This is a genomic window from Isoptericola sp. NPDC056605, from assembly GCF_042792795.1.
GTDB lineage: Bacteria > Actinomycetota > Actinomycetes > Actinomycetales > Cellulomonadaceae > Isoptericola.
Genome location: NZ_JBHTVT010000031.1, coordinates 1 through 22,404, shown reverse-complemented (window position 1 = coordinate 22,404; position 22,404 = coordinate 1). Strand labels below are relative to the sequence as shown.

General features: G+C 70.1%; 16 protein-coding genes. 2 read left to right on the top strand and 14 right to left on the bottom strand.

Annotated features, from left to right (window positions below; translation table 11 throughout):
* Positions 1–4: 4 nt before the first annotated feature.
* The 14 genes from rplC to ACFQ8Y_RS21280 form a co-directional block, all read right to left on the bottom strand.
* A complete protein-coding gene (gene rplC, locus ACFQ8Y_RS21345; protein WP_430550503.1) occupies positions 5–658 on the bottom strand; it encodes a 50S ribosomal protein L3 in 654 nt (217 codons plus the stop codon).
* Between the two features lie 13 nt (positions 659–671).
* The gene (rpsJ, locus tag ACFQ8Y_RS21340; protein WP_013837837.1) at positions 672–980 is read right to left on the bottom strand and encodes a 30S ribosomal protein S10; all 309 of its coding nucleotides are present in this window, start codon (positions 978–980) and stop codon (positions 672–674) included.
* Positions 981–1,450: 470 nt separating this feature from the next.
* Positions 1,451–2,647 (bottom strand): elongation factor Tu, encoded by a 1,197-nt coding sequence (gene tuf, locus ACFQ8Y_RS21335; RefSeq protein ID WP_430550504.1) that lies wholly within the window; start codon positions 2,645–2,647, stop codon positions 1,451–1,453.
* Positions 2,648–2,777: 130 nt separating this feature from the next.
* A complete protein-coding gene (gene fusA, locus ACFQ8Y_RS21330) occupies positions 2,778–4,880 on the bottom strand; it encodes an elongation factor G (protein WP_430560128.1) in 2,103 nt (700 codons plus the stop codon).
* Positions 4,881–4,992: 112 nt separating this feature from the next.
* Positions 4,993–5,463, bottom strand: a complete 471-nt coding sequence (gene rpsG / locus ACFQ8Y_RS21325) for a 30S ribosomal protein S7 (RefSeq protein WP_429764774.1) — start codon at positions 5,461–5,463, stop codon at positions 4,993–4,995.
* A complete protein-coding gene (gene rpsL / locus ACFQ8Y_RS21320; protein WP_225564431.1) occupies positions 5,463–5,837 on the bottom strand; it encodes a 30S ribosomal protein S12 in 375 nt (124 codons plus the stop codon). The genes rpsG and rpsL overlap by 1 nt, the downstream gene beginning before the upstream one ends.
* Before the next feature lie 387 nt (positions 5,838–6,224).
* Positions 6,225–10,106 (bottom strand): DNA-directed RNA polymerase subunit beta', encoded by a 3,882-nt coding sequence (locus tag ACFQ8Y_RS21315; protein ID WP_430550506.1) that lies wholly within the window; start codon positions 10,104–10,106, stop codon positions 6,225–6,227.
* Between the two features lie 56 nt (positions 10,107–10,162).
* Positions 10,163–13,675 (bottom strand): DNA-directed RNA polymerase subunit beta, encoded by a 3,513-nt coding sequence (gene rpoB, locus ACFQ8Y_RS21310; RefSeq protein ID WP_430550507.1) that lies wholly within the window; start codon positions 13,673–13,675, stop codon positions 10,163–10,165.
* Positions 13,676–14,157: 482 nt separating this feature from the next.
* Positions 14,158–14,550 (bottom strand): 50S ribosomal protein L7/L12, encoded by a 393-nt coding sequence (gene rplL, locus ACFQ8Y_RS21305; protein ID WP_430550508.1) that lies wholly within the window; start codon positions 14,548–14,550, stop codon positions 14,158–14,160.
* 83 nt (positions 14,551–14,633) lie between these two features.
* Entirely contained in the window at positions 14,634–15,164 is a 531-nt protein-coding gene (gene rplJ, locus ACFQ8Y_RS21300) for a 50S ribosomal protein L10 (protein ID WP_429764782.1), read from the bottom strand.
* Positions 15,165–15,468: 304 nt separating this feature from the next.
* Complete coding sequence (locus ACFQ8Y_RS21295; RefSeq protein ID WP_430586683.1) at positions 15,469–18,030, bottom strand: CHAT domain-containing protein; 2,562 nt, start codon at positions 18,028–18,030, stop codon at positions 15,469–15,471.
* A 17-nt stretch (positions 18,031–18,047) separates the two neighbouring features.
* Positions 18,048–19,898: a S8 family serine peptidase gene (locus tag ACFQ8Y_RS21290; protein WP_430550510.1), complete on the bottom strand. Its 1,851-nt coding sequence runs from the start codon at positions 19,896–19,898 to the stop codon at positions 18,048–18,050.
* Between the two features lie 69 nt (positions 19,899–19,967).
* The gene (locus ACFQ8Y_RS21285; protein ID WP_430550511.1) at positions 19,968–20,489 is read right to left on the bottom strand and encodes a carboxypeptidase-like regulatory domain-containing protein; all 522 of its coding nucleotides are present in this window, start codon (positions 20,487–20,489) and stop codon (positions 19,968–19,970) included.
* Complete coding sequence (locus ACFQ8Y_RS21280; protein ID WP_430586682.1) at positions 20,486–21,121, bottom strand: RNA polymerase sigma factor; 636 nt, start codon at positions 21,119–21,121, stop codon at positions 20,486–20,488. The genes ACFQ8Y_RS21285 and ACFQ8Y_RS21280 overlap by 4 nt, the downstream gene beginning before the upstream one ends.
* 281 nt (positions 21,122–21,402) lie before the next feature.
* Between ACFQ8Y_RS21280 and ACFQ8Y_RS21275 the strand changes: the two genes are divergently transcribed.
* Both ACFQ8Y_RS21275 and ACFQ8Y_RS21270 read left to right on the top strand, forming a co-directional pair.
* Positions 21,403–21,810 (top strand): DUF4383 domain-containing protein, encoded by a 408-nt coding sequence (locus ACFQ8Y_RS21275; RefSeq protein WP_430550513.1) that lies wholly within the window; start codon positions 21,403–21,405, stop codon positions 21,808–21,810.
* On the top strand, positions 21,807–22,373 hold the full coding sequence (locus tag ACFQ8Y_RS21270; protein WP_430586681.1) for a hypothetical protein: 567 nt from the start codon (positions 21,807–21,809) through the stop codon (positions 22,371–22,373). The genes ACFQ8Y_RS21275 and ACFQ8Y_RS21270 overlap by 4 nt, the downstream gene beginning before the upstream one ends.
* Positions 22,374–22,404: the final 31 nt, after the last annotated feature.

Below are 22,404 nucleotides of genomic sequence, written 5' to 3'. Positions count from 1 at the left end.
GGGGTCACGCACCCTTCGCAGCGGTACGCACGACGACGACGCCACCCTTGGGGCCGGGAACTGCGCCCTTGACGAGCAGCAGACCCTTCTCGGCGTCGACCGCGTGGACGGTCAGGTTCTGGACGGTCATGCGCTCGTGGCCCATGCGACCGGCCATCCGCAGACCCTTGAACACGCGCGACGGCGTCGAGGCGCCACCGATCGAGCCGGCCTTGCGGTGGTTGCGGTGGGCACCGTGGGAGGCGCCGACGCCGGAGAAGCCGTGACGCTTCATGACACCGGCGGTGCCCTTGCCCTTGGTGGTGCCGACGACGTCGACCACGGTGCCGGCCTCGAAGGCGGCGGCGGTGATCTCCTGGCCGAGCGTGTACTCGGCGGCGTCCTCGGTGCGGACCTCGGCGACGTGACGACGCGGCGTGACGCCGGCCTTCTCGAAGTGGCCCTTGAGCGGCTTGGTGACCTTGCGCGGGTCGATCTGGCCGGCGGCGAGCTGCACGGCGGCGTAGCCGTCGGCGTCCGCGGCGCGAACCTGCGTCACGACGTTGGTCGGGACGGCCACGACGGTGACGGGGACGAGGCGACCCGCGTCGTCCCACAGCTGCGTCATGCCGAGCTTGGTGCCGAGCACCGCGGTCACGTTCTTCTGCTGGTTGGTCATATCTATCCCAGCCTCAGAGCTTGATCTCGATGTTCACGTCGGCAGGCAGGTCGATCCGCATGAGCGAGTCGACGGCCTTCGGCGTGGGATCGATGATGTCGATGAGCCGCTTGTGCGTGCGCATCTCGAAGTGCTCGCGGCTGTCCTTGTACTTGTGAGGCGACCGGATGACGGTGAAGACGTTCTTCTCCGTCGGCAGCGGCACCGGACCCACGACCGTCGCACCAGCGCGCGTCACCGTGTCGACGATCTTGCGCGCCGAGCTGTCGATGACCTCGTGGTCGTAGGACTTGAGCCGGATGCGGATCTTCTGTCCCGCCATGGCGTCGTCTGACTCTCTCTCTCGAACCGCTACTGTCCGACCCCCGCGCTCGGGCGTGTCGCGCTAGGCGACGCACCCGGGCACACACCGAACCGGCGTGGGGCCGTTGATTGTGGTCCGCGAGGCGGACCACGACGTTTGTCTGGCCTGTCGAGACGTGTGTCCCGCGGGGCGCTCATGCGCGTCGACAGCCGGCAACCCCGCGACCCCTCCCTGAGGGAGGGGGACCGCTCCAGGCGGGTGGACCGCTCCGGGAGACCGGACCGGTGCACGCACCGTGGTGCTACACACTGTTCGACACGAGAAAGAACGCGCCCGTGACAGGCAACCTGAACATCTTGCCACAGGGAACCCCGTGATTCCAAGCCGGAACGAGGTTCTCCCGCTGTGACGCCGGACGCACCGGAGGCCCGGGCCCCGTACAGGGCCCGGGCCTCCTGCGCTCAGGTGATCAGCTGAGGGTCAGCAGGTCACTTGATGATCTTGGTGACACGGCCGGAACCGACCGTGCGGCCACCCTCACGGATGGCGAAGCCGAGGCCCTCCTCCATGGCGATCGGCTGGATCAGCGCGACCGTCATCTCGGTGTTGTCGCCCGGCATGACCATCTCGGTGCCCTCGGGCAGCGTGATGACACCGGTGACGTCCGTGGTGCGGAAGTAGAACTGCGGACGGTAGTTCGAGTAGAACGGGTTGTGACGGCCACCCTCGTCCTTGCCCAGGATGTAGACCTGAGCCTCGAAGTCGGTGTGCGGGGTGATCGAACCCGGCTTCACGACGACCTGGCCGCGCTCGACGTCCTCGCGCTTGATGCCGCGCAGGAGCAGACCGGTGTTGTCGCCGGCCTGGGCCTGGTCCATCTGCTTGTGGAACGTCTCGATACCGGTGACCGTGGTCTTCTGCGGCTGGCGGATACCGACGATCTCGACCTCGGAGTTGACGTCGAGCGTGCCACGCTCCACCTTGCCGGTCACGACGGTGCCGCGGCCGGTGATGGTGAAGACGTCCTCGATCGGCATGAGGAAGGGCTTGTCGAGCTCGCGGACCGGGTCGGGGACGTTCTCGTCCACGGCCTCCATGAGCTCCAGGACCTTCTTGGTCCACTCGGGGTCACCCTCGAGGGCCTTGAGGCCGGAGACGCGCACGACCGGAGCGTTGTCGCCGTCGAACTCCTGCGACGACAGCAGCTCGCGGACCTCCATCTCGACGAGCTCGAGGATCTCCTCGTCGTCGACCATGTCGGCCTTGTTCAGCGCGACCAGCAGGTAGGGCACGCCCACCTGGCGGGCCAGCAGCACGTGCTCGCGCGTCTGGGCCATCGGACCGTCGGTCGCCGCGACCACCAGGATCGCGCCGTCCATCTGGGCGGCACCGGTGATCATGTTCTTGATGTAGTCGGCGTGACCCGGAGCATCGACGTGCGCGTAGTGACGCTTGGGCGTCTCGTACTCGATGTGCGCGATGTTGATCGTGATACCGCGCTGCTTCTCCTCCGGCGCGGCGTCGATCTCGTCGAAGTTGCGCTGCGTGTTCGCCGGCAGGTCGGGGTACGTGTCCGCAAGCGTCTTCGAGATCGCGGCGGTCAGCGTCGTCTTGCCGTGGTCGACGTGCCCGATCGTGCCGATGTTGACGTGCGGCTTGGTCCGCTCGAACTTGGCCTTAGCCACTGGGGTCCTCCTGGGACTTGGGTAGATGTTCCCGAACGTTGCGAGACTCGGCGAGAGAGCCTACATCCCGCGGGGCGACGGGGGTTTCCTACAGGTTGATGGTTGTGCTAGGTCGTCGACCTGTGGGGACTCACTCGCCCCGGGTCTTCTTGATGATCTCGTCAGCAACGTTGCGAGGAACCTCGGCGTAGCTGTCGAACTGCATCGAGTACACCGCGCGGCCCTGCGTCTTGGAACGCAGGTCACCGATGTACCCGAACATCTCGCTCAACGGTACCTGGGCACGCACGACCTTGACACCGGTCGCGTCCTCCATGGACTGGATCATCCCACGACGCGAGTTGATGTCGCCGATCACGTCACCCATGTACTCCTCGGGCGTCCGGACCTCGACGGCCATGACGGGCTCGAGGATGACCGGGTCGGCCCGCTTGATGCCCTCCTTGAAGACCATCGAACCGGCGATCTTGAACGCCATCTCCGAGGAGTCGACGTCGTGGTACGCGCCGTCGAGCAGCGTGGCCTTGACCCCCACCACGGGGAACCCGGCCAGCACACCCTGCTGCATCGCCGACTGGATACCGGCGTCCACGGACGGGATGTACTCACGCGGGATGCGGCCACCGGTGACGGCGTTGGCGAACTCGTAGAGCTCGCCCTCGGTCGTCTCGAGCGGCTCGAAGGTCACCTGGACCTTGGCGAACTGGCCCGAGCCACCGGTCTGCTTCTTGTGCGTGTAGTCGATCTTCTCCGCGGTGCGGCGGATCGTCTCGCGGTACGCGACCTGCGGCTTGCCGACGTTCGCCTCGACCTTGAACTCGCGACGCATGCGGTCGACGAGGATGTCGAGGTGGAGCTCGCCCATGCCGCCGATGACGGTCTGGCCGGTCTCCTCGTCCAGCTTGACGCGGAAGGTCGGGTCCTCCTGGGCGAGCTTCTGGATCGCCGTGGAGAGCTTCTCCTGGTCGGCCTTCGTCTTCGGCTCGATGGCCACGTCGATGACCGGCTCCGGGAAGGTCATCGACTCGAGGATGACCGGGTTCGCCGGGTCGCAGAGCGTGTCACCGGTGGTGACGTCCTTGAGCCCGATGAAGGCGTAGATGTGCCCGGCGTGCGCCTCCTCGACCGGGTTCTCCTTGTTGGAGTGCATCTGGAAGAGCTTCCCGATGCGCTCCTTCTTGCCCTTGGTCGAGTTCTGGACCTGAGCGCCCTGCGCGACCTTGCCCGAGTAGACGCGGACGTAGGTGAGCTTGCCGAAGAACGGGTGCGTGGCGACCTTGAACGCGAGGGCCGAGAACGGCTCCGTCTCGTCCGGACGACGCTCGATGATCTTCTCCGCGTCCTTGACGTCGTGGCCCTGGACGGCCGGGACGTCGAGCGGGGTCGGCAGGTAGTCGATGACGGCGTCGAGCATGGGCTGCACGCCCTTGTTCTTGAACGCCGAGCCGCACAGGACCGGGAAGGCCTCGGACCGGATGACGAGCTTGCGGATGCCGGACTTGATCTCGGCGACCGTGAGCTCCTCGCCACCGAGGAACTTCTCGAGCAGCTCGTCGTCGGCCTCGGCGACGGCCTCGACGAGCTCGGCCCGGTACTGCTCGGCCTTCTCGACGAGGTCGGCCGGGATCTCCTCGACCGCGTACTCCTCACCCATCTTGGTGTCACCGCGCCAGGTGAGCGCCTTCATCTCGAGCAGGTCGACGACGCCCTCGAAGTCGTTCTCGGCGCCGATCGGCAGCTGGATGACCAGCGGCTTCGCCTTGAGGCGGTTGACGATCGTGTCGACCGTGAAGTAGAAGTCGGCGCCCAGCTTGTCCATCTTGTTGACGAAGCAGATGCGCGGCACGTCGTACTTGTCGGCCTGACGCCACACGGTCTCCGACTGGGGCTCCACGCCCTCCTTGCCGTCGAACACCGCGACGGCACCGTCGAGCACGCGCAGCGAGCGCTCGACCTCGACGGTGAAGTCCACGTGACCCGGGGTGTCGATGATGTTGATCTGGTTGTTCTTCCAGTAGCAGGTCGTCGCGGCGGACGTGATCGTGATGCCGCGCTCCTGCTCCTGCTCCATCCAGTCCATCGTCGACGCACCGTCGTGCGTCTCACCGATCTTGTAGTTCACACCGGTGTAGAACAGGATGCGCTCGGTGGTGGTGGTCTTGCCGGCATCGATGTGGGCCATGATGCCGATGTTGCGGACCTTGTTCAGGTCGGTCAGCACGTCGAGTGCCACGGTGTCTTACCCCTTGTCGGTGGAAGGTCGGAAGCCGGGCCGGAGGGCCGGCTGCCGGCCGGTTCCGGATCCTCGGACGGCCCCGGGGGTCACCCGGGGCCGTCCGTGCGCATCACCAGCGGTAGTGCGCGAAGGCCTTGTTCGAGTCGGCCATCTTGTGCATGTCCTCGCGGCGCTTCACCGCGGCACCGAGGCCGTTGGAGGCGTCGAGGATCTCGTTCATGAGGCGCTCGGTCATCGTCTTCTCGCGACGGGCGCGCGAGAAGTCCGTGAGCCAGCGCAGCGCGAGCGTCGTGGAACGCACGGGGCGCACCTCGACCGGCACCTGGTAGGTGGCGCCACCGACGCGGCGGGAGCGGACCTCGAGGGCCGGGCGGACGTTCTCCAGCGCGCGCTTGAGCACGACGACCGGGTCCTGGTCCGTCTTGGCACGGACGCCCTCGAGGGCGCCGTAGACGATCGCCTCGGCGGTGGACTTCTTGCCGTCGAGCAGGACCTTGTTGATCAGCTGCGTGACGACGGGCGACCCGTAGACGGGGTCGACGATGAGCGGCCGCTTGGGGGCCGGACCCTTGCGAGGCATCAGGCCTTCTCCTTCTTCGCGCCGTACTTGCTGCGGGCCTGCTTGCGGTTCTTCACGCCCTGCGTGTCGAGCGCGCCGCGCACGATCTTGTAGCGGACACCGGGAAGGTCCTTCACACGGCCGCCGCGCACGAGCACGATCGAGTGCTCCTGCAGGTTGTGGCCGACGCCGGGGATGTACGCCGTGACCTCGGTACCGGAGGACAGCTTGACGCGCGCGACCTTGCGGAGCGCGGAGTTCGGCTTCTTGGGGGTGGTGGTGTACACGCGCGTGCACACGCCGCGCCGCTGGGGGGAGGCCTTGAGGGCGGGCGTCTTCGACGCCACGGCCTTCGTGCTCCGGCCCTTGCGGACGAGCTGCTGGATCGTAGGCACTACGTCTCCGTCGTCTTCTCGAGCTCTCGAGGGCCGGCCGGCCCCCGACGGTGGTCTGTCTGGCTGGTGCGCGCCGATCGCATGCGGCACCCGCGGCCCTCACGGACCGCAACGCCACTTACCACCGGCTCGATGGCCCGGGTCAGCTCCCCCGTCCTGACGGACAGTCCGAGCGATCTTCCCGGGGTACCTGTGCGCTCAGGTCGGCGGCGCCTCCGGCAGCCGGCCCGAGCGGTGAGGCTCTGGGCTGACAGCGGGATGCGCGCGCGACGGCACGGGCACGGCTTCCAAGATTACCCGCGGAAGCAAGCGGGGTCAAAGGAACGGGAGGGGCGCACGCTGTGACGTGCGCCCCTCCCGGACTACCTCGTGGTGAGGATCAGCGGATCAGCGGAAGTCTCCGAAGTCCAGGTCCTCCAGCGGGATCGCCTCGCCCGAGCCCATGCCGAGCGTCGGGAAGTCGATCTCGTCGTAGCCGAAGCTCGGGTAGAGCTCGGCCTTGGCCTGCTCGGTCGGCTCGACCTCGATGTTCCGGTAGCGGGGCAGGCCCGTGCCGGCGGGGATGAGCTTACCGAGGATGACGTTCTCCTTGAGGCCCAGCAGCGGGTCACGACGACCGCTCATCGACGCCTCGGTGAGCACCCGGGTCGTCTCCTGGAAGGAGGCGGCCGAGAGCCACGAGTCGGTGGCGAGCGAGGCCTTCGTGATGCCCATGAGCTCCGGACGGCCGGAGGCCGGCTGGCCACCCTCCGCCACGGCACGACGGTTCGCGTCCTCGAAGCGGGTCCGCTCCGCGAGCTCGCCCGGCAGCAGGTGCGAGTCACCCGAGTCGAGCACGGTCACGCGACGCAGCATCTGCCGCACGATGACCTCGATGTGCTTGTCGTGGATGTCCACGCCCTGCGAGCGGTAGGTCTCCTGGACCTCGTCCACCAGGTGCTTCTGCGTGGCACGCGGGCCGAGGATGCGCAGCACCTTCTTCGGGTCGACGGCGCCCTGGACCAGCTGGGTGCCGACCTGGACCTGCTCGCCGTCGGCGATCAGGAGGCGGGCACGCTTGGTCACCGGGTAGCGGATCTCCTCGCCGCCGTCGGCCGGCGTGAGGACCAGGTGGCGCGTGCGCTCCGTGTCCTCGATCGCCACGGTGCCGGTGTACTCCGCGATCGGGGCCTCACCCTTGGGGGTGCGGGCCTCGAACAGCTCGGTGACACGGGGCAGACCCTGCGTGATGTCCTCCGCGGAGGCGACACCACCGGTGTGGAAGGTACGCATCGTCAGCTGCGTGCCCGGCTCACCGATCGACTGCGCGGCGATGATGCCGACGGCCTCGCCGATGTCCACCAGCTTGCCGGTGGCCAGGGAGCGGCCGTAGCACTTGGCGCAGGTGCCGACGCGCGACTCGCAGGTCAGCACGGAGCGGACCTTGACGTTCTCGATGCCGGCGGCGATCACCTGGTCGATGATCACGTCGCCCGCGTCCGAGCCCGCCTCGGCCACGACGTTGCCGTCCGCGTCCACGACGTCCGTCGCGAACGTGCGCGAGTAGATGCTCGTCTCGACGCGCGGGTGCGGCACCAGCACGTCGCCGATGCGCTCGGCGACGGGCAGCGTGAGGCCGCGCTCGGTGCCGCAGTCCTCCTCGCGGATGATGACGTCCTGCGACACGTCGACCAGACGACGGGTGAGGTAGCCGGAGTCCGCGGTACGCAGCGCCGTGTCGGCCAGACCCTTGCGGGCACCGTGCGAGGCGATGAAGTACTCGAGGACGGACAGGCCCTCGCGGTAGTTGGACTTGATCGGGCGGGGGATGATCTCGCCCTTCGGGTTCGCCACGAGGCCGCGCATACCGGCGATCTGACGCACCTGCATCCAGTTACCACGGGCGCCCGAGGACACCATGCGGTACAGCGTGTTCCGCGAGTTGCTCTCGAGGTTCTCGCGCATGACCGACGCGATCTTGTCGGTGGCCTGGGTCCAGATCTCGATGAGCTCCTGACGGCGCTCGTCGTCGGTGATCAGACCCTTGTCGAACTGGTCCTGGACCTTGAGGGCACGCTGCTCGTGCTCGTCCAGGATGTCGTTCTTGACCTCCGGCATCGCGACGTCGGAGATCGCGATCGTGACGCCCGAGCGCGTGGCCCACCGGTAGCCGGCGTCCTTCAGCGCGTCGAGCGACGTGGCGACGTCGACCTTCGGGTAGCGCTCCGCCAGGTCGTTGACGATCGTCGAGAGCTCCTTCTTGCCGACGACGCCGTTCTGGAACGGGTAGTCGATCGGGAGCGCCTCGTTGAAGATCGTGCGGCCCAGGGTGGTCTCGAACAGCAGCGGCTGCCCGGGCTCCCAACCCTCCGGCGCCTCGAAGCCCTTGGTCGGGGGCACGAGGTCCGACATCCGCATCTTGATCGTGGCGTTGAGGTCCAGCGCACCACGGTCGAGCGCCATGATCGCCTCGGCCTGCGAGGAGAACACGCGCCCCTCCCCCGTCGCGCCGGGGCGGTCCGAGGTGAGGTGGTGCAGACCGATGATCATGTCCTGCGAGGGCATGGTCACCGGACGGCCGTCCGACGGCTTGAGGATGTTGTTGCTCGAGAGCATGAGGATGCGGGCCTCGGCCTGCGCCTCCGCGCTCAGGGGCAGGTGGACCGCCATCTGGTCGCCGTCGAAGTCCGCGTTGAACGCGGCGCACACGAGCGGGTGCAGGTGGATGGCCTTGCCCTCGACGAGCTGCGGCTCGAACGCCTGGATGCCGAGGCGGTGCAGGGTGGGGGCACGGTTCAGCAGCACCGGGTGCTCCTGGATGACCTCCTCCAGCACGTCCCAGACCTCGCCGCGGGTGCGCTCCACCATGCGCTTGGCGCTCTTGATGTTCTGCGCGTGGTTGAGCTCGACGAGCCGCTTCATGACGAACGGCTTGAACAGCTCGAGCGCCATCTGCTTGGGCAGGCCGCACTGGTGCAGCTTGAGCTGCGGGCCGACCACGATGACCGAACGGCCCGAGTAGTCGACGCGCTTGCCGAGCAGGTTCTGGCGGAACCGGCCCTGCTTGCCCTTGAGCATGTCGGAGATCGACTTCAGCGGGCGGTTGCCCGGGCCCGTGACCGGGCGGCCGCGGCGACCGTTGTCGAACAGCGAGTCCACGGCCTCCTGGAGCATCCGCTTCTCGTTGTTGACGATGATCTCCGGCGCACCCAGGTCGAGCAGGCGCTTAAGCCGGTTGTTGCGGTTGATCACGCGCCGGTACAGGTCGTTGAGGTCCGACGTCGCGAACCGGCCGCCGTCGAGCTGCACCATCGGGCGCAGGTCCGGCGGGATGACCGGGACGGCGTCGAGCACCATCGCCGTGGGCGAGTTGGTCGTCGTGAGGAACGCGTTGACGACCTTCAGGCGCTTGAGCGCGCGCGTCTTGCGCTGACCCTTGCCGGTGCGGATGGTCTCCCGCAGCGACTGGGCCTCGGCGTCCAGGTCGAAGCTCTCGAGGCGCTTCTGGATCGCCGCGGCGCCCATCGAGCCCTCGAAGTACGTGCCGTACCGGTCGACGAGCTGGCGGTACAGCATCTCGTCGCCCTCGAGGTCCGCGACCTTGAGGTTCTTGAACCGGTCCCAGACCTGCTCGAGGCGGTCCAGCTCCTGGTCGGCACGCTTGCGCAGCTGCGCCATCTCGCGCTCGGCGGAGTCGCGCACCTTGCGGCGCGCGTCGGCCTTGGCGCCCTCGGCCTCCAGCTCGGCCAGGTCGGCCTCGAGCTTGGCGGCGCGGGTGTTGATGTCGTTGTCGCGGCGGTCCGAGATCTCCTTCTTCTCCAGGTCGATCTCGTTCTGGAGGTTCGGGAGGTCCTCGTGGCGGGCCTCGTCGTCGACCCACGTGACCATGTAGGCCGCGAAGTAGATGACCTTCTCCAGGTCCTTCGGGGCCAGGTCCAGCAGGTAGCCGAGGCGCGACGGCACACCCTTGAAGAACCAGATGTGCGTGACCGGGGCGGCGAGCTCGATGTGGCCCATGCGCTCACGGCGCACCTTCGAGCGCGTCACCTCGACGCCGCAGCGCTCGCAGATGATGCCCTTGAAGCGCACGCGCTTGTACTTGCCGCAGTAGCACTCCCAGTCCCGGGTGGGGCCGAAGATCTTCTCGCAGAAGAGCCCGTCCTTCTCCGGCTTCAGGGTGCGGTAGTTGATGGTCTCGGGCTTCTTGACCTCTCCGTGCGACCAGGCACGGATGTCGTCGGCCGTGGCCAGGCCGATACGCAGCTCGTCGAAGACGTTGACGTCGAGCAAGATGTCCTACTTCCTCAAAGCTTTCGAATGTCCGTGGAGTTCAGCTGGTCGCTGGATCAGATCTCGTCGACCGTGGCGGCCGAGTTGGGGCGGCGCGACAGATCGATGCCCAGCTCCTCCGCGGCGCGGTACACCTCGTCGTCGGACTCCTTCATCTCGATGGAGGTCCCGTCGCTCGAGAGCACCTCGACGTTCAGGCACAGCGACTGCATCTCCTTGAGGAGCACCTTGAAGGACTCCGGGATGCCCGAGTCGGGGATGTTCTCGCCCTTGACGATCGCCTCGTAGACCTTCACGCGGCCCGGGACGTCGTCGGACTTGATGGTGAGCAGCTCCTGGAGCGTGTAGGCCGCGCCGTACGCCTCGAGGGCCCACACCTCCATCTCGCCGAAGCGCTGGCCGCCGAACTGCGCCTTACCACCCAGCGGCTGCTGCGTGATCATCGAGTACGGGCCGGTCGAGCGCGCGTGGATCTTGTCGTCGACCAGGTGGTGGAGCTTGAGGATGTACATGTAGCCCACCGACACCGGGTCCGGGAACGGCTCGCCGGAGCGGCCGTCGAACAGCCGGGCCTTGCCGTCGGTCGCGACCATGCGGTCGCCGTCGCGGTTCGGCAGCGTCGTGGAGAGCAGGCCGCGCAGGCCCGACTCCTCGAGGCCGTCGAACACCGGCGTCGCCACCGGGGTCCCCGGCTCCGACTTCGACGCGACCTCGGGCAGGGTCTCCTTCCAGGAGAGGTCCTTGCCCTCGGCCAGCTCGATGTCCCAGCCGCGGCTCGCGACCCACCCGAGGTGCGTCTCGAGGACCTGGCCGACGTTCATGCGGCCGGGCACGCCCAGCGGGTTGAGGATGACGTCGACCGGCGTGCCGTCGGGGAGGAACGGCATGTCCTCCTGCGGCAGGATCTTCGAGATGACGCCCTTGTTGCCGTGACGGCCGGCGAGCTTGTCGCCGACGGTGATCTTGCGGCGCTGGGCGATGTAGACGCGGACCAGCTGGTTCACGCCGGCGGGCAGCTCGTCGCCGTCCTCGCGGTTGAACTCGCGGACGCCGATGACCGTGCCCTGCTCGCCGTGGGGCACCTTGAGGGACGTGTCGCGCACCTCGCGGGCCTTCTCGCCGAAGATGGCGCGCAGCAGGCGCTCCTCCGGGGTCAGCTCGGTCTCGCCCTTCGGGGTGACCTTGCCGACCAGGACGTCGCCCGCGCCGACCTCGGCACCGATGCGGATGATGCCGCGCTCGTCGAGGTCCGCCAGGACGTCCTCGGAGACGTTCGGGATGTCCCGCGTGATCTCCTCGGGCCCGAGCTTGGTGTCGCGGGCGTCGACCTCGTGCTCCTCGATGTGGATCGAGGACAGGACGTCGTCCTCCACGAGGCGCTGCGACAGGATGATCGCGTCCTCGTAGTTGTGGCCCTCCCACGACATGAACGCGACGAGCAGGTTGCGGCCGAGCGCGAGGTCGCCCTCGTCGGTCGCCGGGCCGTCGGCCAGCACGGAGCCGACCTCGACCCGCTGGCCCTCGTCCACGAGCACGCGCTGGTTGTAGCTGGTGCCCTGGTTCGAGCGGCGGAACTTCGCCGCACGGTACGAGCCCGTGGTGCCGTCGTCGTTCGCGACGAGAACCAGGTCCGCGGACACCTCGGTGACCACGCCGGGCTTGGTCGCCACGATGACGTCGCCGGCGTCGACCGCCGCACGACGCTCCATGCCGGTGCCGACCAGCGGCGCCTCGGAGCGCACCAGCGGCACGGCCTGGCGCTGCATGTTCGCGCCCATGAGCGCGCGGTTCGCGTCGTCGTGCTCGAGGAACGGGATGAGCGCCGTCGCGACGGACACCATCTGGCGCGGCGAGACGTCCATGTAGTCGACCTCGGCCGGCGGCAGGTCGTCGGTCTCGCCGCCCTTGGTGCGCACCAGGACGCGGTCGTTGAGGAACGTGCCGTCCACGGCGAGCTCGGTGTTCGCCTGGGCGATGATGTGCCGGTCCTCGTCGTCGGCGGTCAGGTAGACGATCTCGTCCGTCACCTTGCCGTCGGTGACCTTGCGGTACGGCGTCTCGATGAAGCCGAACGGGTTGATGCGACCGAACGACGCGAGCGAGCCGATGAGGCCGATGTTCGGGCCCTCGGGGGTCTCGATCGGGCACATGCGGCCGTAGTGCGACGGGTGGACGTCACGGACCTCCATGCCGGCGCGGTCGCGGGACAGACCACCCGGGCCGAGGGCGTTCAGACGACGCTTGTGCGTCAGGCCCGCGAGCGGGTTGTTCTGGTCCATGAACTGCGACAGCTGCGAGGTGCCGAAGAACTCGCGGATCGACGCCACCACGGGGCGGATGTTGATCAGCGTCTGCGGCGTGATCGCCTCGACGTCCTGCGTCGTCATGCGCTCACGGACCACGCGCTCCATGCGGGACAGGCCCGTGCGCACCTGGTTCTGGATGAGCTCGCCGACGGCGCGGATGCGACGGTTGCCGAAGTGGTCGATGTCGTCGGTCTCGACGCGGACCTCGGTCGGCTGGCCGTCGCGGGTGCCGGGGATGGTCACCAGGTCGGCGTGCAGCGCGGCCAGGTACTTGATCGTCGCGACGACGTCGGTCACGGACAGCGTCGAGTCCGCCAGCGGCGCGTCGACACCCAGCTTCTTGCTGATCTTGTAGCGACCGACCTTCGCGAGGTCGTAGCGCTTCGGGTTGAAGTAGAAGTTCTCGAGCAGCGCGCGCCCGGCCTCGACCGTGGGCGGCTCGCCCGGACGGATCTTGCGGTACAGGTCGACGAGGGCCTCGTCCTGCGTGTGGACGTGGTCCTTCTCGAGGGTGTCGAGCACGGACGGGAAGTCCGCGAACTCCTCGCGGATCTCCGCCTCGGTGAGGCCGAGGGCCTTCAGCAGGACGGTGACAGGCTGCTTGCGCTTGCGGTCGACGCGCACGCCGACGGCGTCGCGCTTGTCGATCTCGAACTCGAGCCAGGCGCCGCGAGACGGGATGACCTTCGCCGAGAAGACGTCCTTGTCGCTCGTCTTGTCGGGGGTGCGCTCGAAGTAGACGCCCGGGGAACGGACCAGCTGCGAGACGACGACGCGCTCGGTGCCGTTGATGATGAACGTGCCGCGCGCGGTCATGAGCGGGAAGTCACCCATGAAGACCGTCTGGCTCTTGATCTCACCGGTCGTGTAGTTCACGAACTCGGCCGTCACGAACAGCGGGGCGGCGAAGGTGAAGTCCTTCTCCTTGCACTCGTCCGCGGTGTACTTCGGCGGCTCGAAGCGGTGGTTCGAGAAGGAGAGGGACATCGACTGGCCGAAGTCCTCGATCGGCGAGATCTCCTCGAAGATCTCCTCGAGGCCCGACGTCGCGGGGACGTCGGAGCGGCCGGCGGCGGTGGCCGCCTCGACCCGGGCCTGCCAGGCAGGGCTGCCGAGGAGCCAGTCGAAGCTCTCGGTCTGCAGCCCGAGGAGGTCGGGGACCTCGAGCGGCTCGTAGATCTTGGCGAAGGAGACGCGGCGGGAAGCGGTGCGGTTCGCGATAGCGTCGGCGGACGGAACAGAAGGGGTGCGCGAGGCAGCCAAGAGGGGTCCTTCCCTGCAGTTCGATGGCACGCTGTACGCTCAGCGAGGCTGCAGGCGCCGGACCGCGGCGGGAGGAACCGGCCCAGGGGTCACGAAGACGTGATCACGGGGGCGGTGGCTTCGTCAGCGGGGAGGCGTCGGGGCACAAGCGAGCGCAAAGCGCTAGCGTAGCCAGAACTTCATCGTTTGTCCAACTCGCGCGGGCACACGAGCGGACGCCCTCGGTTCTGGGTCTTTGAGGACGTTGTCTCGGTGGCCGCCATATGCCGCCCAAGAAACGGTTGTCGGACCAGCCTAACCCGTGATAAGCGGCCCCGGCCAGGCATCGGCGCGCGACGTCGGTCACGACACCACACCTCCACAACCGGTCCGCTCCCCCGCGACCCCCCGCGACCCCCCGCGACGTCGTGCGGACGCAACGAGGCCCGCACCCCGAAGGGATGCGGGCCTCGCGGAAGCGATGCGCGGCTAGGCCGCGGCGATCACTTGACGGTGACGGTGGCGCCGGCGCCCTCGAGGGCAGCCTTGGCCTTGTCGGCCGTCTCCTTGTTCGCGGCCTCCAGGACCGGCTTCGGGGCGCCGTCGACCAGGTCCTTGGCCTCCTTCAGGCCGAGGGACGTGAGCGCGCGCACCTCCTTGATGACCTGGATCTTCTTGTCGCCGGCGGCCTCGAGGATGACGTCGAACTCGGTCTTCTCCTCGGCGGCCTCGGCGCCACCGGCACCGCCGGCGGCGGGGGCGGCAACCGCGACGGCGGCGGGAGCAGCGGCGGTGACCTCGAACTTGTCCTCGAAGGCCTTCACGAACTCGTTGAGCTCGATGAGCGTGAGCTCCTCGAAGGCGGCCAGGAGCTCGTCGGTGCTGAGCTTCGCCATGATGGCGTTCCTTTCGGTTGGTGCGTCCTGGGGCCGGGGGCCCCGCAGAAGCAAGGGAGGGGGTAGTGCTTGCCGCACCGCCGTCAGGCGGCAGCGGCCTCCGATTCCTGCTTCTGACGCAGGGCATCGATGACGCGAGCGGCCTGGGCCGGCTTCGCGCTGAAGGCGTAGGCAGCCTGGAAGAGCTTGGCCTTCATCGCGCCGGCCGTCTTGGCCAGCAGGACCTCGCGGGACTCGAGGTCCGCGAGCTTGGTGACCTCTGCAGCGGTCAGCGGCTTCCCGTCAAGGACACCGCCCTTGATGACCAGTGCAGGGTTCGCCTTGGCGAAGTCACGCAGACCCTTGGCGGCCTCGACCGGGTCGCCGGTCACGAACGCGATCGCGGACGGACCCTTGAGGTCGGCCTCGAACGCGTCGATCCCGGCCTCCTTGGCCGCGATGGACGTCAGCGTGTTCTTCACCACGGCGTAGGTTGCGTTGCCGCTGAGCGACCGACGCAGCTCCTTGAGCTGCGCGACGGTGAGCCCGCGGTACTCGGTCAGCACGGCCGCGTTCGCGTCGCGGAACTTGTCCGCGACCTCCGCGACAGCGGCTGCCTTGTCCGGCCTCGCCATGGCAATCCTTCCGGTGGTGGTGCCACCGGTACCTGCGAAAGAAAAGAGCCCCGGCGCAGGTGCGCACGGGGCTCGGAGCTCACAGCCAGGCTGTGTGGTCGTCGTCGTGTCACCTACGCAGGCCCCCGCACTCTCACGGGACTTCGGTCTTCGGCTTCCCGGGCGGAACGATTCTCATCAGTTCCAGGCAGCGTCGGACGACCGGCGGTCTTGGGTTACCCGAGAACTGTACACGACGGCAGGCCGTGCGCGGCACGCATCCCGTGTGGTACCCACCACTCGCCATGTCATCCTCGCTGACACGTCACAGCACCAGCGGACCGAAGCACACCAGCGGCACCGGCTCGGGCTCGTCCGCCACGGCGCGGGCGAGCGCCGCGCCCGGCCGCAGGCCGTCGCGCAGCCCCTGGTGCAGCACGGGCATCACGCGCACCGCGCCGTCGTCCCGCAACGGGGCGACGGCGGCGATCACGGCGCGCGCGCCCATGCGCAGCAGCACGCTCGTCAGCCCGAGCGGTTCGCCGCCGTGCCGGATGCTCGCCGAACCGACGTCGCACGCCGACAGGACGAGCACCGACCTGGACAGATCCCGCCCGTCCAGCTCGTGGGCGAACAGCGGGCCGTCCGCCAGCTGCAGGCTCGAGAACATGGGGTTCTCGGGTTCATGCGTCCCGTGTGCGGCGACGTGGACGACCGGCGCACCCTCGACCGCCTCGGCCACGGCGGCGCACACGGCGTCCGCGCCGGTGAGCAGCCGCGCGCCGCTCCCCCAGACCGCCGCCACCTGCTCCGCCTCAGCAACCCCGTGCACGAGCCCGGACCCGGCGACCGAGAGACCCGGTCCGGGGGACCAGTCCGCCTCGCCCCGTGCGATCCACGAGTTCACCACCGTCGACAGCCCTCGCCGCGAGGGCAGCGCTGCCCACGGCAGCGAGACCAGCCGGTCGCGCGCCGCGACGTAGACGTCCCGCCCTGCGACGTCGAGCGTGCCGAGGAGGAGGGCGTCGAGCCGCCGCAGAGCCGCCTGCACCGACGCGCGGACCACCTCTCGCAACGGCGTGGGCAGCAACGGGTTCGCCAGCGCCTGCTGATCGGCCCGCACTCGTCTCGCCAGCTCGAGGACAGGGGGCACCGGGCCGAGATCGACCAGGCGCGCTCCACTCCCGTCGAGCCGGATGGCGCGCAGGCGGCCGCCGCTCATCGTCAGGTTTAGGACCACCCGGTCCGACCCGGCCGCGCGCAGCTCCGCCCGCAGCCCGCGCGCGGTGGCCGGGGAGGGCACGCCCCGGTCGCCGCCCGAGTGCCAGGTCCGTTCCCGCGCCCGGTCCTGGAGCCGTCGCGCGTCGCGATGCATCTCGACGCCGCGCATCAGCTCGGCATCCGTCGTGGCCTCGTCCGAACGGAGCAGGCGCGCACGCTCCATCAGCCGACGTGCCGACACGATCAGCTCGGCGGCTTGCTGGTCGTCCGGTGGGCGGACCCGTCCCGACCCCGCGAAGGTCGCACGCCCGCGCTCCAAGGCGTCGAAGAACGCGTCCGGCGACACGGACATCAGCGCCGCGTCGATGTCGACCCCCTGCAGCCGGATGCCGTGCACCGCGGCGGCCGTCACCGCCTCGACCGCCCCGAGCTGTTGACGCTGCACCGCGAGGAGCCGATAGCCCCGTCTGACGGCCGCCAGACCTGCACGCCGAGACCCCGTGCCGAAGCCGCACAGCGCGGCGACGACCTCACCGCGCACGCGCGCGCCGAGGGCCAGGCTGGATCGCGGTGGCAGGGCGCGGAGGCGTTTCTGCGACTCGGTGAACCTGCCCGCGCGAGCCCATGCCTCCGCGGCGAGCAGCCGGGCGTCGATGAGCACCCGGTCCGCGCCGGGCTGGTCCTCGACACGCGCGCAGAGCTCGTCGGCCGCCTGCGCGAGGGGCCGCAGCAGCTCGCGCCGCTCGTCCGCGACGACGAGCCCGAACCGTGAGTCCAAGGCGACGACCTCCGCCCGGAGCGCCATGACCCCGTGGCCCGCCCGCCGGGCACGGTTACGGACCCGCTCGGCGAGCTCCTCAGCCTCCGAGAACCTCGCGAGGCCCGCCAGGCACCGAGCCTGCTCGAGCTCGGCGTCCAACAGGTCGCGTGCGCCACCCGTGGCGGCGAGGATCCCGGCCGCCGTCCGGAGCGCGACCTCCGCATCCGTCAGCAATCCGGCCTCATAGAGCACCGCCGCCTTGTCCATCAGGCCGACGCCGGCATGCTCGGGCGGTGCCGCCTCCGCGGCGGCGTCCATCGCTCGCAGGGCCGCCGGGAGGTCGCCGGCGAGGAACTGCGCGTACCCGAGGTTGTGCTCCGCCATCGGGACCACCTGCTCGTCCCGCAGCGCGCGAGCGATCTCCAAGCACCGTCGAAGGTCGACGACGGCATCGTCGATCGCACCGACCTCGAGCAGGAGGGAGCTCCTGTTGAGGAGGACCGGGAGCATCTCTGCCTCGTCGACAAGGCCGTCCAGCGCGGCGTCGAGCTCGATCCGCGCGCCGTCGTGGTCCCCCGACCGCAGCAGCTGCAGGCCGAGGTTGGCGTGGACGAGGGCCACCATCTCCGCGCTGCCGGCGCGGAGCGCCATCGCCGCCGCCGCGGCCAGCTTCGCCAGGACCACCTCGCGGTCTGCACCGAGCTCGCCCTCGCAGGCTGCGATACCCACGAGGACCCGGGCGCGGACCGCGGCGACCTCCGCCGCCGTCGACTCCCCCTCGAGCCGGTCGAGCCGGACGAGGGCGGCCTCGTAGCGGCCGAGTGTGCTCGAGAACTGGCGATGAGCGCGCGCGTGCGACCGGATCTCGTCGACCTCGGCGCGGACCGTCGCCAGCGCGTCGCTCATGCCTCACCCCCTGTGGATCACCCCGGGGTGGACGTGCCGTCGAGCGACAGGCCTCCCGTCGCCCCGGAGATGGCTCGCCAGATCGCCGCCACCCGCGCCTCATCGCCGTGATCGGCCCGGTCGACCGACTCCGTGAGCGTAGCGTCAGCCGCGCGGGCACGCCGACTCCGGTCCGCGAGCAGCTCACGGGCGATCTCACCCGCGAGGACCGGCGCGGCGAACGACGTCCCGCTCCAGGTCGCGAATCCTCCCTGGAATCCCTCCGGGTCGATCGTCGACCGCACTGCGTCGGCGTACCGCTCCCGCGTGCGCAGAGAAGGCGTGCTCGGACCGTCGAGAGTTCGCGGCACGGTGCTCACCACCGCGGCGCCGGGGCGGACGCACGTCACCCAGGGCCCGTCGTTGGAGAACAACGCCGTCGAGCCGTCGGGGTTGGCGGCCCCCACCGCCAGGATGGGGGGCCGCTCCGTGCTCGTGTCCCGCGGGCTGGTGATGCGTGGAGGAGTGGCGCGTCGGTCCACCTCGGGCGCGAAGGCAGCCGGGAACTCAGGACGTGTCTCGCCGTCGTTGCCCGCCGCCACGACGACCGCGACGCCGGAGTCGCGCAGCCGCGCGAGCACGTCGGACAGAGGGTGGTCCCACTGCAGGTCCTCGGGCTGCTCGTGGTAGTAGCCCATCGGGAGCACCACCACGTCCACCGCGACGTAGCCCTCCTCCCCCGCGAGCCCTCGGCGGTGGAACCGCAGGAGTCGCCGGAGCGACTCGATCACCTCGGACTCGATGGCGGCGCCGGCACCCCCGACCACCCGCACCGGCAGGAGCCGCGCGTCCGGGCAGGTCTGGTGCACGATCCCTGCGATGAACGTCCCGTGTCCCGCGACGGGGTCGAGGGGGCCCGTCAGCGGAGCGGTGCTCGCGCCACCGATCTCGGCGTCCTCCTCCGGCAGCTGCGGCACCGGGTACGTCCCGATGGGCCCGTCGGGCAGGCTCGCTCCGCGGATCACCACGCCGTTGCCGTCGTCCGGGTCCTTCCCCAGCCCGTAGGAGCCGAACCACGGATGCGTCCCGATCCCGGTGTCGACGATCGCGACCACCGGGCGGACCGCCCCGTCCGGGGTCCGCGACTCGTCGCCGTCGTCCCGGGCTCGGCGCGCCGGCGGCGCCCCGAGCCAGGCCACCGGCGACCTCCCCCCGCTGCCGGGCACGCCGTACTCCGCCATCCCGTGGGTGGTGAACGGATGAGTCGTGAACGGCTGCGCCGCCATGGGGTGGGTCGTGAAGGGGTGCGTCGTGAAGGGGTGCGTCGTGAAGGGGTGCGTCGTGAAGGGGTGCGTCGTGAAGGGATGGGTCGTGAAGGGGTGCGTCGTGAACGGGAGCGCGGTCAGGACGTGATCGAGACTGAGAGACCACGGGGTCGACTCGTCGCGGGCGTCGGCCTCGAGCACCTCCCAGGCGTCGGGCTGCACGTCGGGTCGGTCCGCGATCAGACGAAGCACGAAACCCAGGTCCTCGTCCACCAGATCGAGCGGTGCGGCGTCCGCGGAGGGCTCGGTCCCATGCCGGTACCTGACCTCGACCCCGACGTGACAGCCCTGACGCCGCGCCGCGCGCTCGAAGCCTGCAGCCGCGTCCTCGTCCTCGCTCGGCTCCAGGGAGAGCACCGACGGCAGCGCCTCGGCGCCACCTGGTGCCCGCAGGCGGCCACGGATCGAGTCAGGAAGGCCTCCACGGACCAGGAGACGATCGGCCACGTACCAGGTCGACCCGACCTGGCGCTGCCCGGGACTCCGTCGCGCGGTGCTGGGGTCCAGGAACCGGATCGTCGGCTCGGGCCGGCTCGGCGTCGGTCCTACGGGGCTCTCGGTCACGTGTCCTCCTCGTCACGGGCGCGCCGGATCGGCGCACGATCAGGGTGGGCGCGAGTCGCGCCCGGCGTCTCAGAGCTCGATGACCGGCGTGGCGACGGTGACGTCCCCGCCGTCGGGCAGGCGCACGAGCAGGCTGGTGGGGCCGCGGTCGACGGCGGTGAAGGCGAAGCGGCCGTCGTCGTCCGCCGTGGTGGTGCGCTCGCCGCCGGGCTGGCGCAGCTCGACGACCAGCGTCGCGGCGGGTGCGACCCAGCCGTCGAGGCGCACGTGGGTGCCGTCGTCGTCGATGGACAGCGCGATCATCACGGTGAGTCGCTCGTGCGTGAACGTGATCGTGCGCGCCTCGAGCGGCGGGGCGTCGCCGCGCACGGACCCGACGGGGGCCTCGATCTGCTGCAGCTCCATGACCTCGGCCTCGAGCCGGGCGAGCGTCATCGCGAACAGCGATCGCTCGACCAGGCCCTCGGGCACCGGGTCGACCGCCTCGACCGCGCGGCCGAGCCGCCCCAGGACCGCGACGTCGTGCGCGTCCAGGGTCTCGTCCTCGCCGGGCACGGGCTCGCCCCACGCGTTCTCGTGCTTCTGGCTCATGTCCACGAGGCCTCCCCTTGCTCGGTGAGGACGGCGCGCAGCTTCGCCAGGCACCGTCCCCGTGTGGCGCCGATGCTTCCCACCGGCATGCCGATCGACGCCGAGATCGCCTTGTAGTCCGGGCGGTCGGCGAGCGAGACGAGGCGCAGCAGCTCCTGGCAGCGCTCCGGGAGCCGGCGCAGCGACGACCAGAGGATCCGGTCGCGCTCGTCGGTCAGCACCTCGGCCTCCGGGCCCGGGCGGGCGTCCGGCAGCGCCGCGGCGCCCTCGGTCACGTCGTCCGGCAGCTCGGTGCGGCGGCGCAGGTCCGCACGCCCCTTGCGCACCGTCTCCCAGGCGGCCCGGCGGGCCGTCACGAGGAGCCACTTCAGCACGGCCTTCGGCTCGGCGATCGTGTCCGCGTGCCGCACGAGCGCAGCCCACGTGGACTGCACCACGTCGTCGGCGACGTCCCGGTCGACGCCCTGGGCACGCACCGTGTGCCACAGCAACGGCGTCGCCTCCCGGACCAGGTCTGTCAGGGCGTCCGTGCGCCCCTCCCGAAACTCCAGGATCGCCCGCGCGGCCCGGTCGCCCAGGCTCTCGTCGGCGTCGGGCGCCCCACCGAGTGGTTCCTCAGCGGCTCGTGTCATGGCTGTTCGCACCTCGGGAGGGCTCGTCGAGAAGCCGGGGCGGCCGCGCCCCGGAGCCTCCGAGCCTACGGCGCGGCCCGACGACGCGGCAGGAGGAAGTTGCATCGACATGCAAGGACCTCCTCCGGCAGCGCTCGTGCGGTGCTGCGTACTCGTCATCGCCCGGAAAGAGGACGACCCGCGCCGCGTGATACACGCGGCCCCATCCATCCTGCGGACCGCTCCGAACCACCTCCGAGCGCGGGACCACCCCACGCCCGAGAGAAGAAGGAGCAGCCACCATGGGCTCGTCCGCGAACCGCCTCCTCGCCGCAGTCTTCGGCGCCGTCTACCTGCTGGTCGGCCTCGCCGGGTTCGTCGTCACGTCAGGCGTCGGCTTCGCCGCCACGGAGGGCGAGAAGCTGCTGTTCTTCGAGGTGAACCCGCTGCACAACATCATCCACGTCGCGATCGGCGCCGCCCTGCTCCTGGCGTCCCGCTCGGTCGCTGCGGCCAAGGGCGTCAACGTGACCGTCGGCGCCGTCTACCTGCTGGTCGGGGTCCTCGGCCTCTTCCTCGTCGGGACGGGCGCGAACATCATCGCGCTGAACGGCGCCGACAACGTGCTGCACCTGGCCAGCGCGCTCCTGCTGCTCGGCGTCGGGCTGGGGGCGGACCGCCGCGCCGAGGCGGGCGTCGCCACGGCATGACCGCGATCGCCGCGCCGGGCCGCATCCTCGTCGCGTTCACCCTGCTCGGCGCGGGCCTCGTGAACCTGGGCGCGGCGCGGAGCACGCTCCCCCGTCCGCAGGGGCTGCTCGCGCTGGTGGCCGGGGTGGCGGAGCTGGTGGTCGCCCTGCTGGTCCTGCGCGGCGTCGTACCCCGCGGGACGCGGCAGGCCGCCGCGGGGTGGGGGGTCGGGGTCCTCGCGGTCGTCAGCGTCGTCGGTCTCTCCCTCGCCGTGGCGCCGGGCGGCCACTTCGGCGCGGCCGCGGTGGCGGCCGCGACCCTGCAGCTCGCCGGCGCCGCGACGATCGGCGCGACGACCCGGCCGCGCGACGCCGCCCCCGAGCCGGCGGCGGACGGCGCTCGCCGGCCGCACCGCGGTGGTCCGGCCATGACCCTGGCCGGCCTGTTCGCCGGCGCGCTGCTGGTCGCGACGGCCACGACGGCCGGCCTCACCGACACCGACGCGGGTGCGGTCGCCGTCCCGCACGGCGATCACCACCTGCCGGACCTCCCCGGCCTTCCGGAGCACCACCACGGGTCGTGACGGCGGTCCTGGGACGCCGACGGCCCGGCAC

Excerpts from the sequence above, each read along its gene's own strand:
- rplC (WP_430550503.1), bottom strand. The coding sequence starts at position 658 with ATGACCAACCAGCAGAAGAACGTGACCGCGGTGCTCGGCACCAAGCTC.
- rpsJ (WP_013837837.1), bottom strand. The coding sequence starts at position 980 with ATGGCGGGACAGAAGATCCGCATCCGGCTCAAGTCCTACGACCACGAG.
- rpsG (WP_429764774.1), bottom strand. The coding sequence starts at position 5,463 with ATGCCTCGCAAGGGTCCGGCCCCCAAGCGGCCGCTCATCGTCGACCCC.
- rplL (WP_430550508.1), bottom strand. The coding sequence starts at position 14,550 with ATGGCGAAGCTCAGCACCGACGAGCTCCTGGCCGCCTTCGAGGAGCTC.
- rplJ (WP_429764782.1), bottom strand. The coding sequence starts at position 15,164 with ATGGCGAGGCCGGACAAGGCAGCCGCTGTCGCGGAGGTCGCGGACAAG.
- ACFQ8Y_RS21295 (WP_430586683.1), bottom strand. The coding sequence starts at position 18,030 with ATGAGCGACGCGCTGGCGACGGTCCGCGCCGAGGTCGACGAGATCCGG.
- ACFQ8Y_RS21285 (WP_430550511.1), bottom strand. The coding sequence starts at position 20,489 with ATGAGCCAGAAGCACGAGAACGCGTGGGGCGAGCCCGTGCCCGGCGAG.
- ACFQ8Y_RS21280 (WP_430586682.1), bottom strand. The coding sequence starts at position 21,121 with ATGACACGAGCCGCTGAGGAACCACTCGGTGGGGCGCCCGACGCCGAC.
- ACFQ8Y_RS21275 (WP_430550513.1), top strand. The coding sequence starts at position 21,403 with ATGGGCTCGTCCGCGAACCGCCTCCTCGCCGCAGTCTTCGGCGCCGTC.
- ACFQ8Y_RS21270 (WP_430586681.1), top strand. The coding sequence starts at position 21,807 with ATGACCGCGATCGCCGCGCCGGGCCGCATCCTCGTCGCGTTCACCCTG.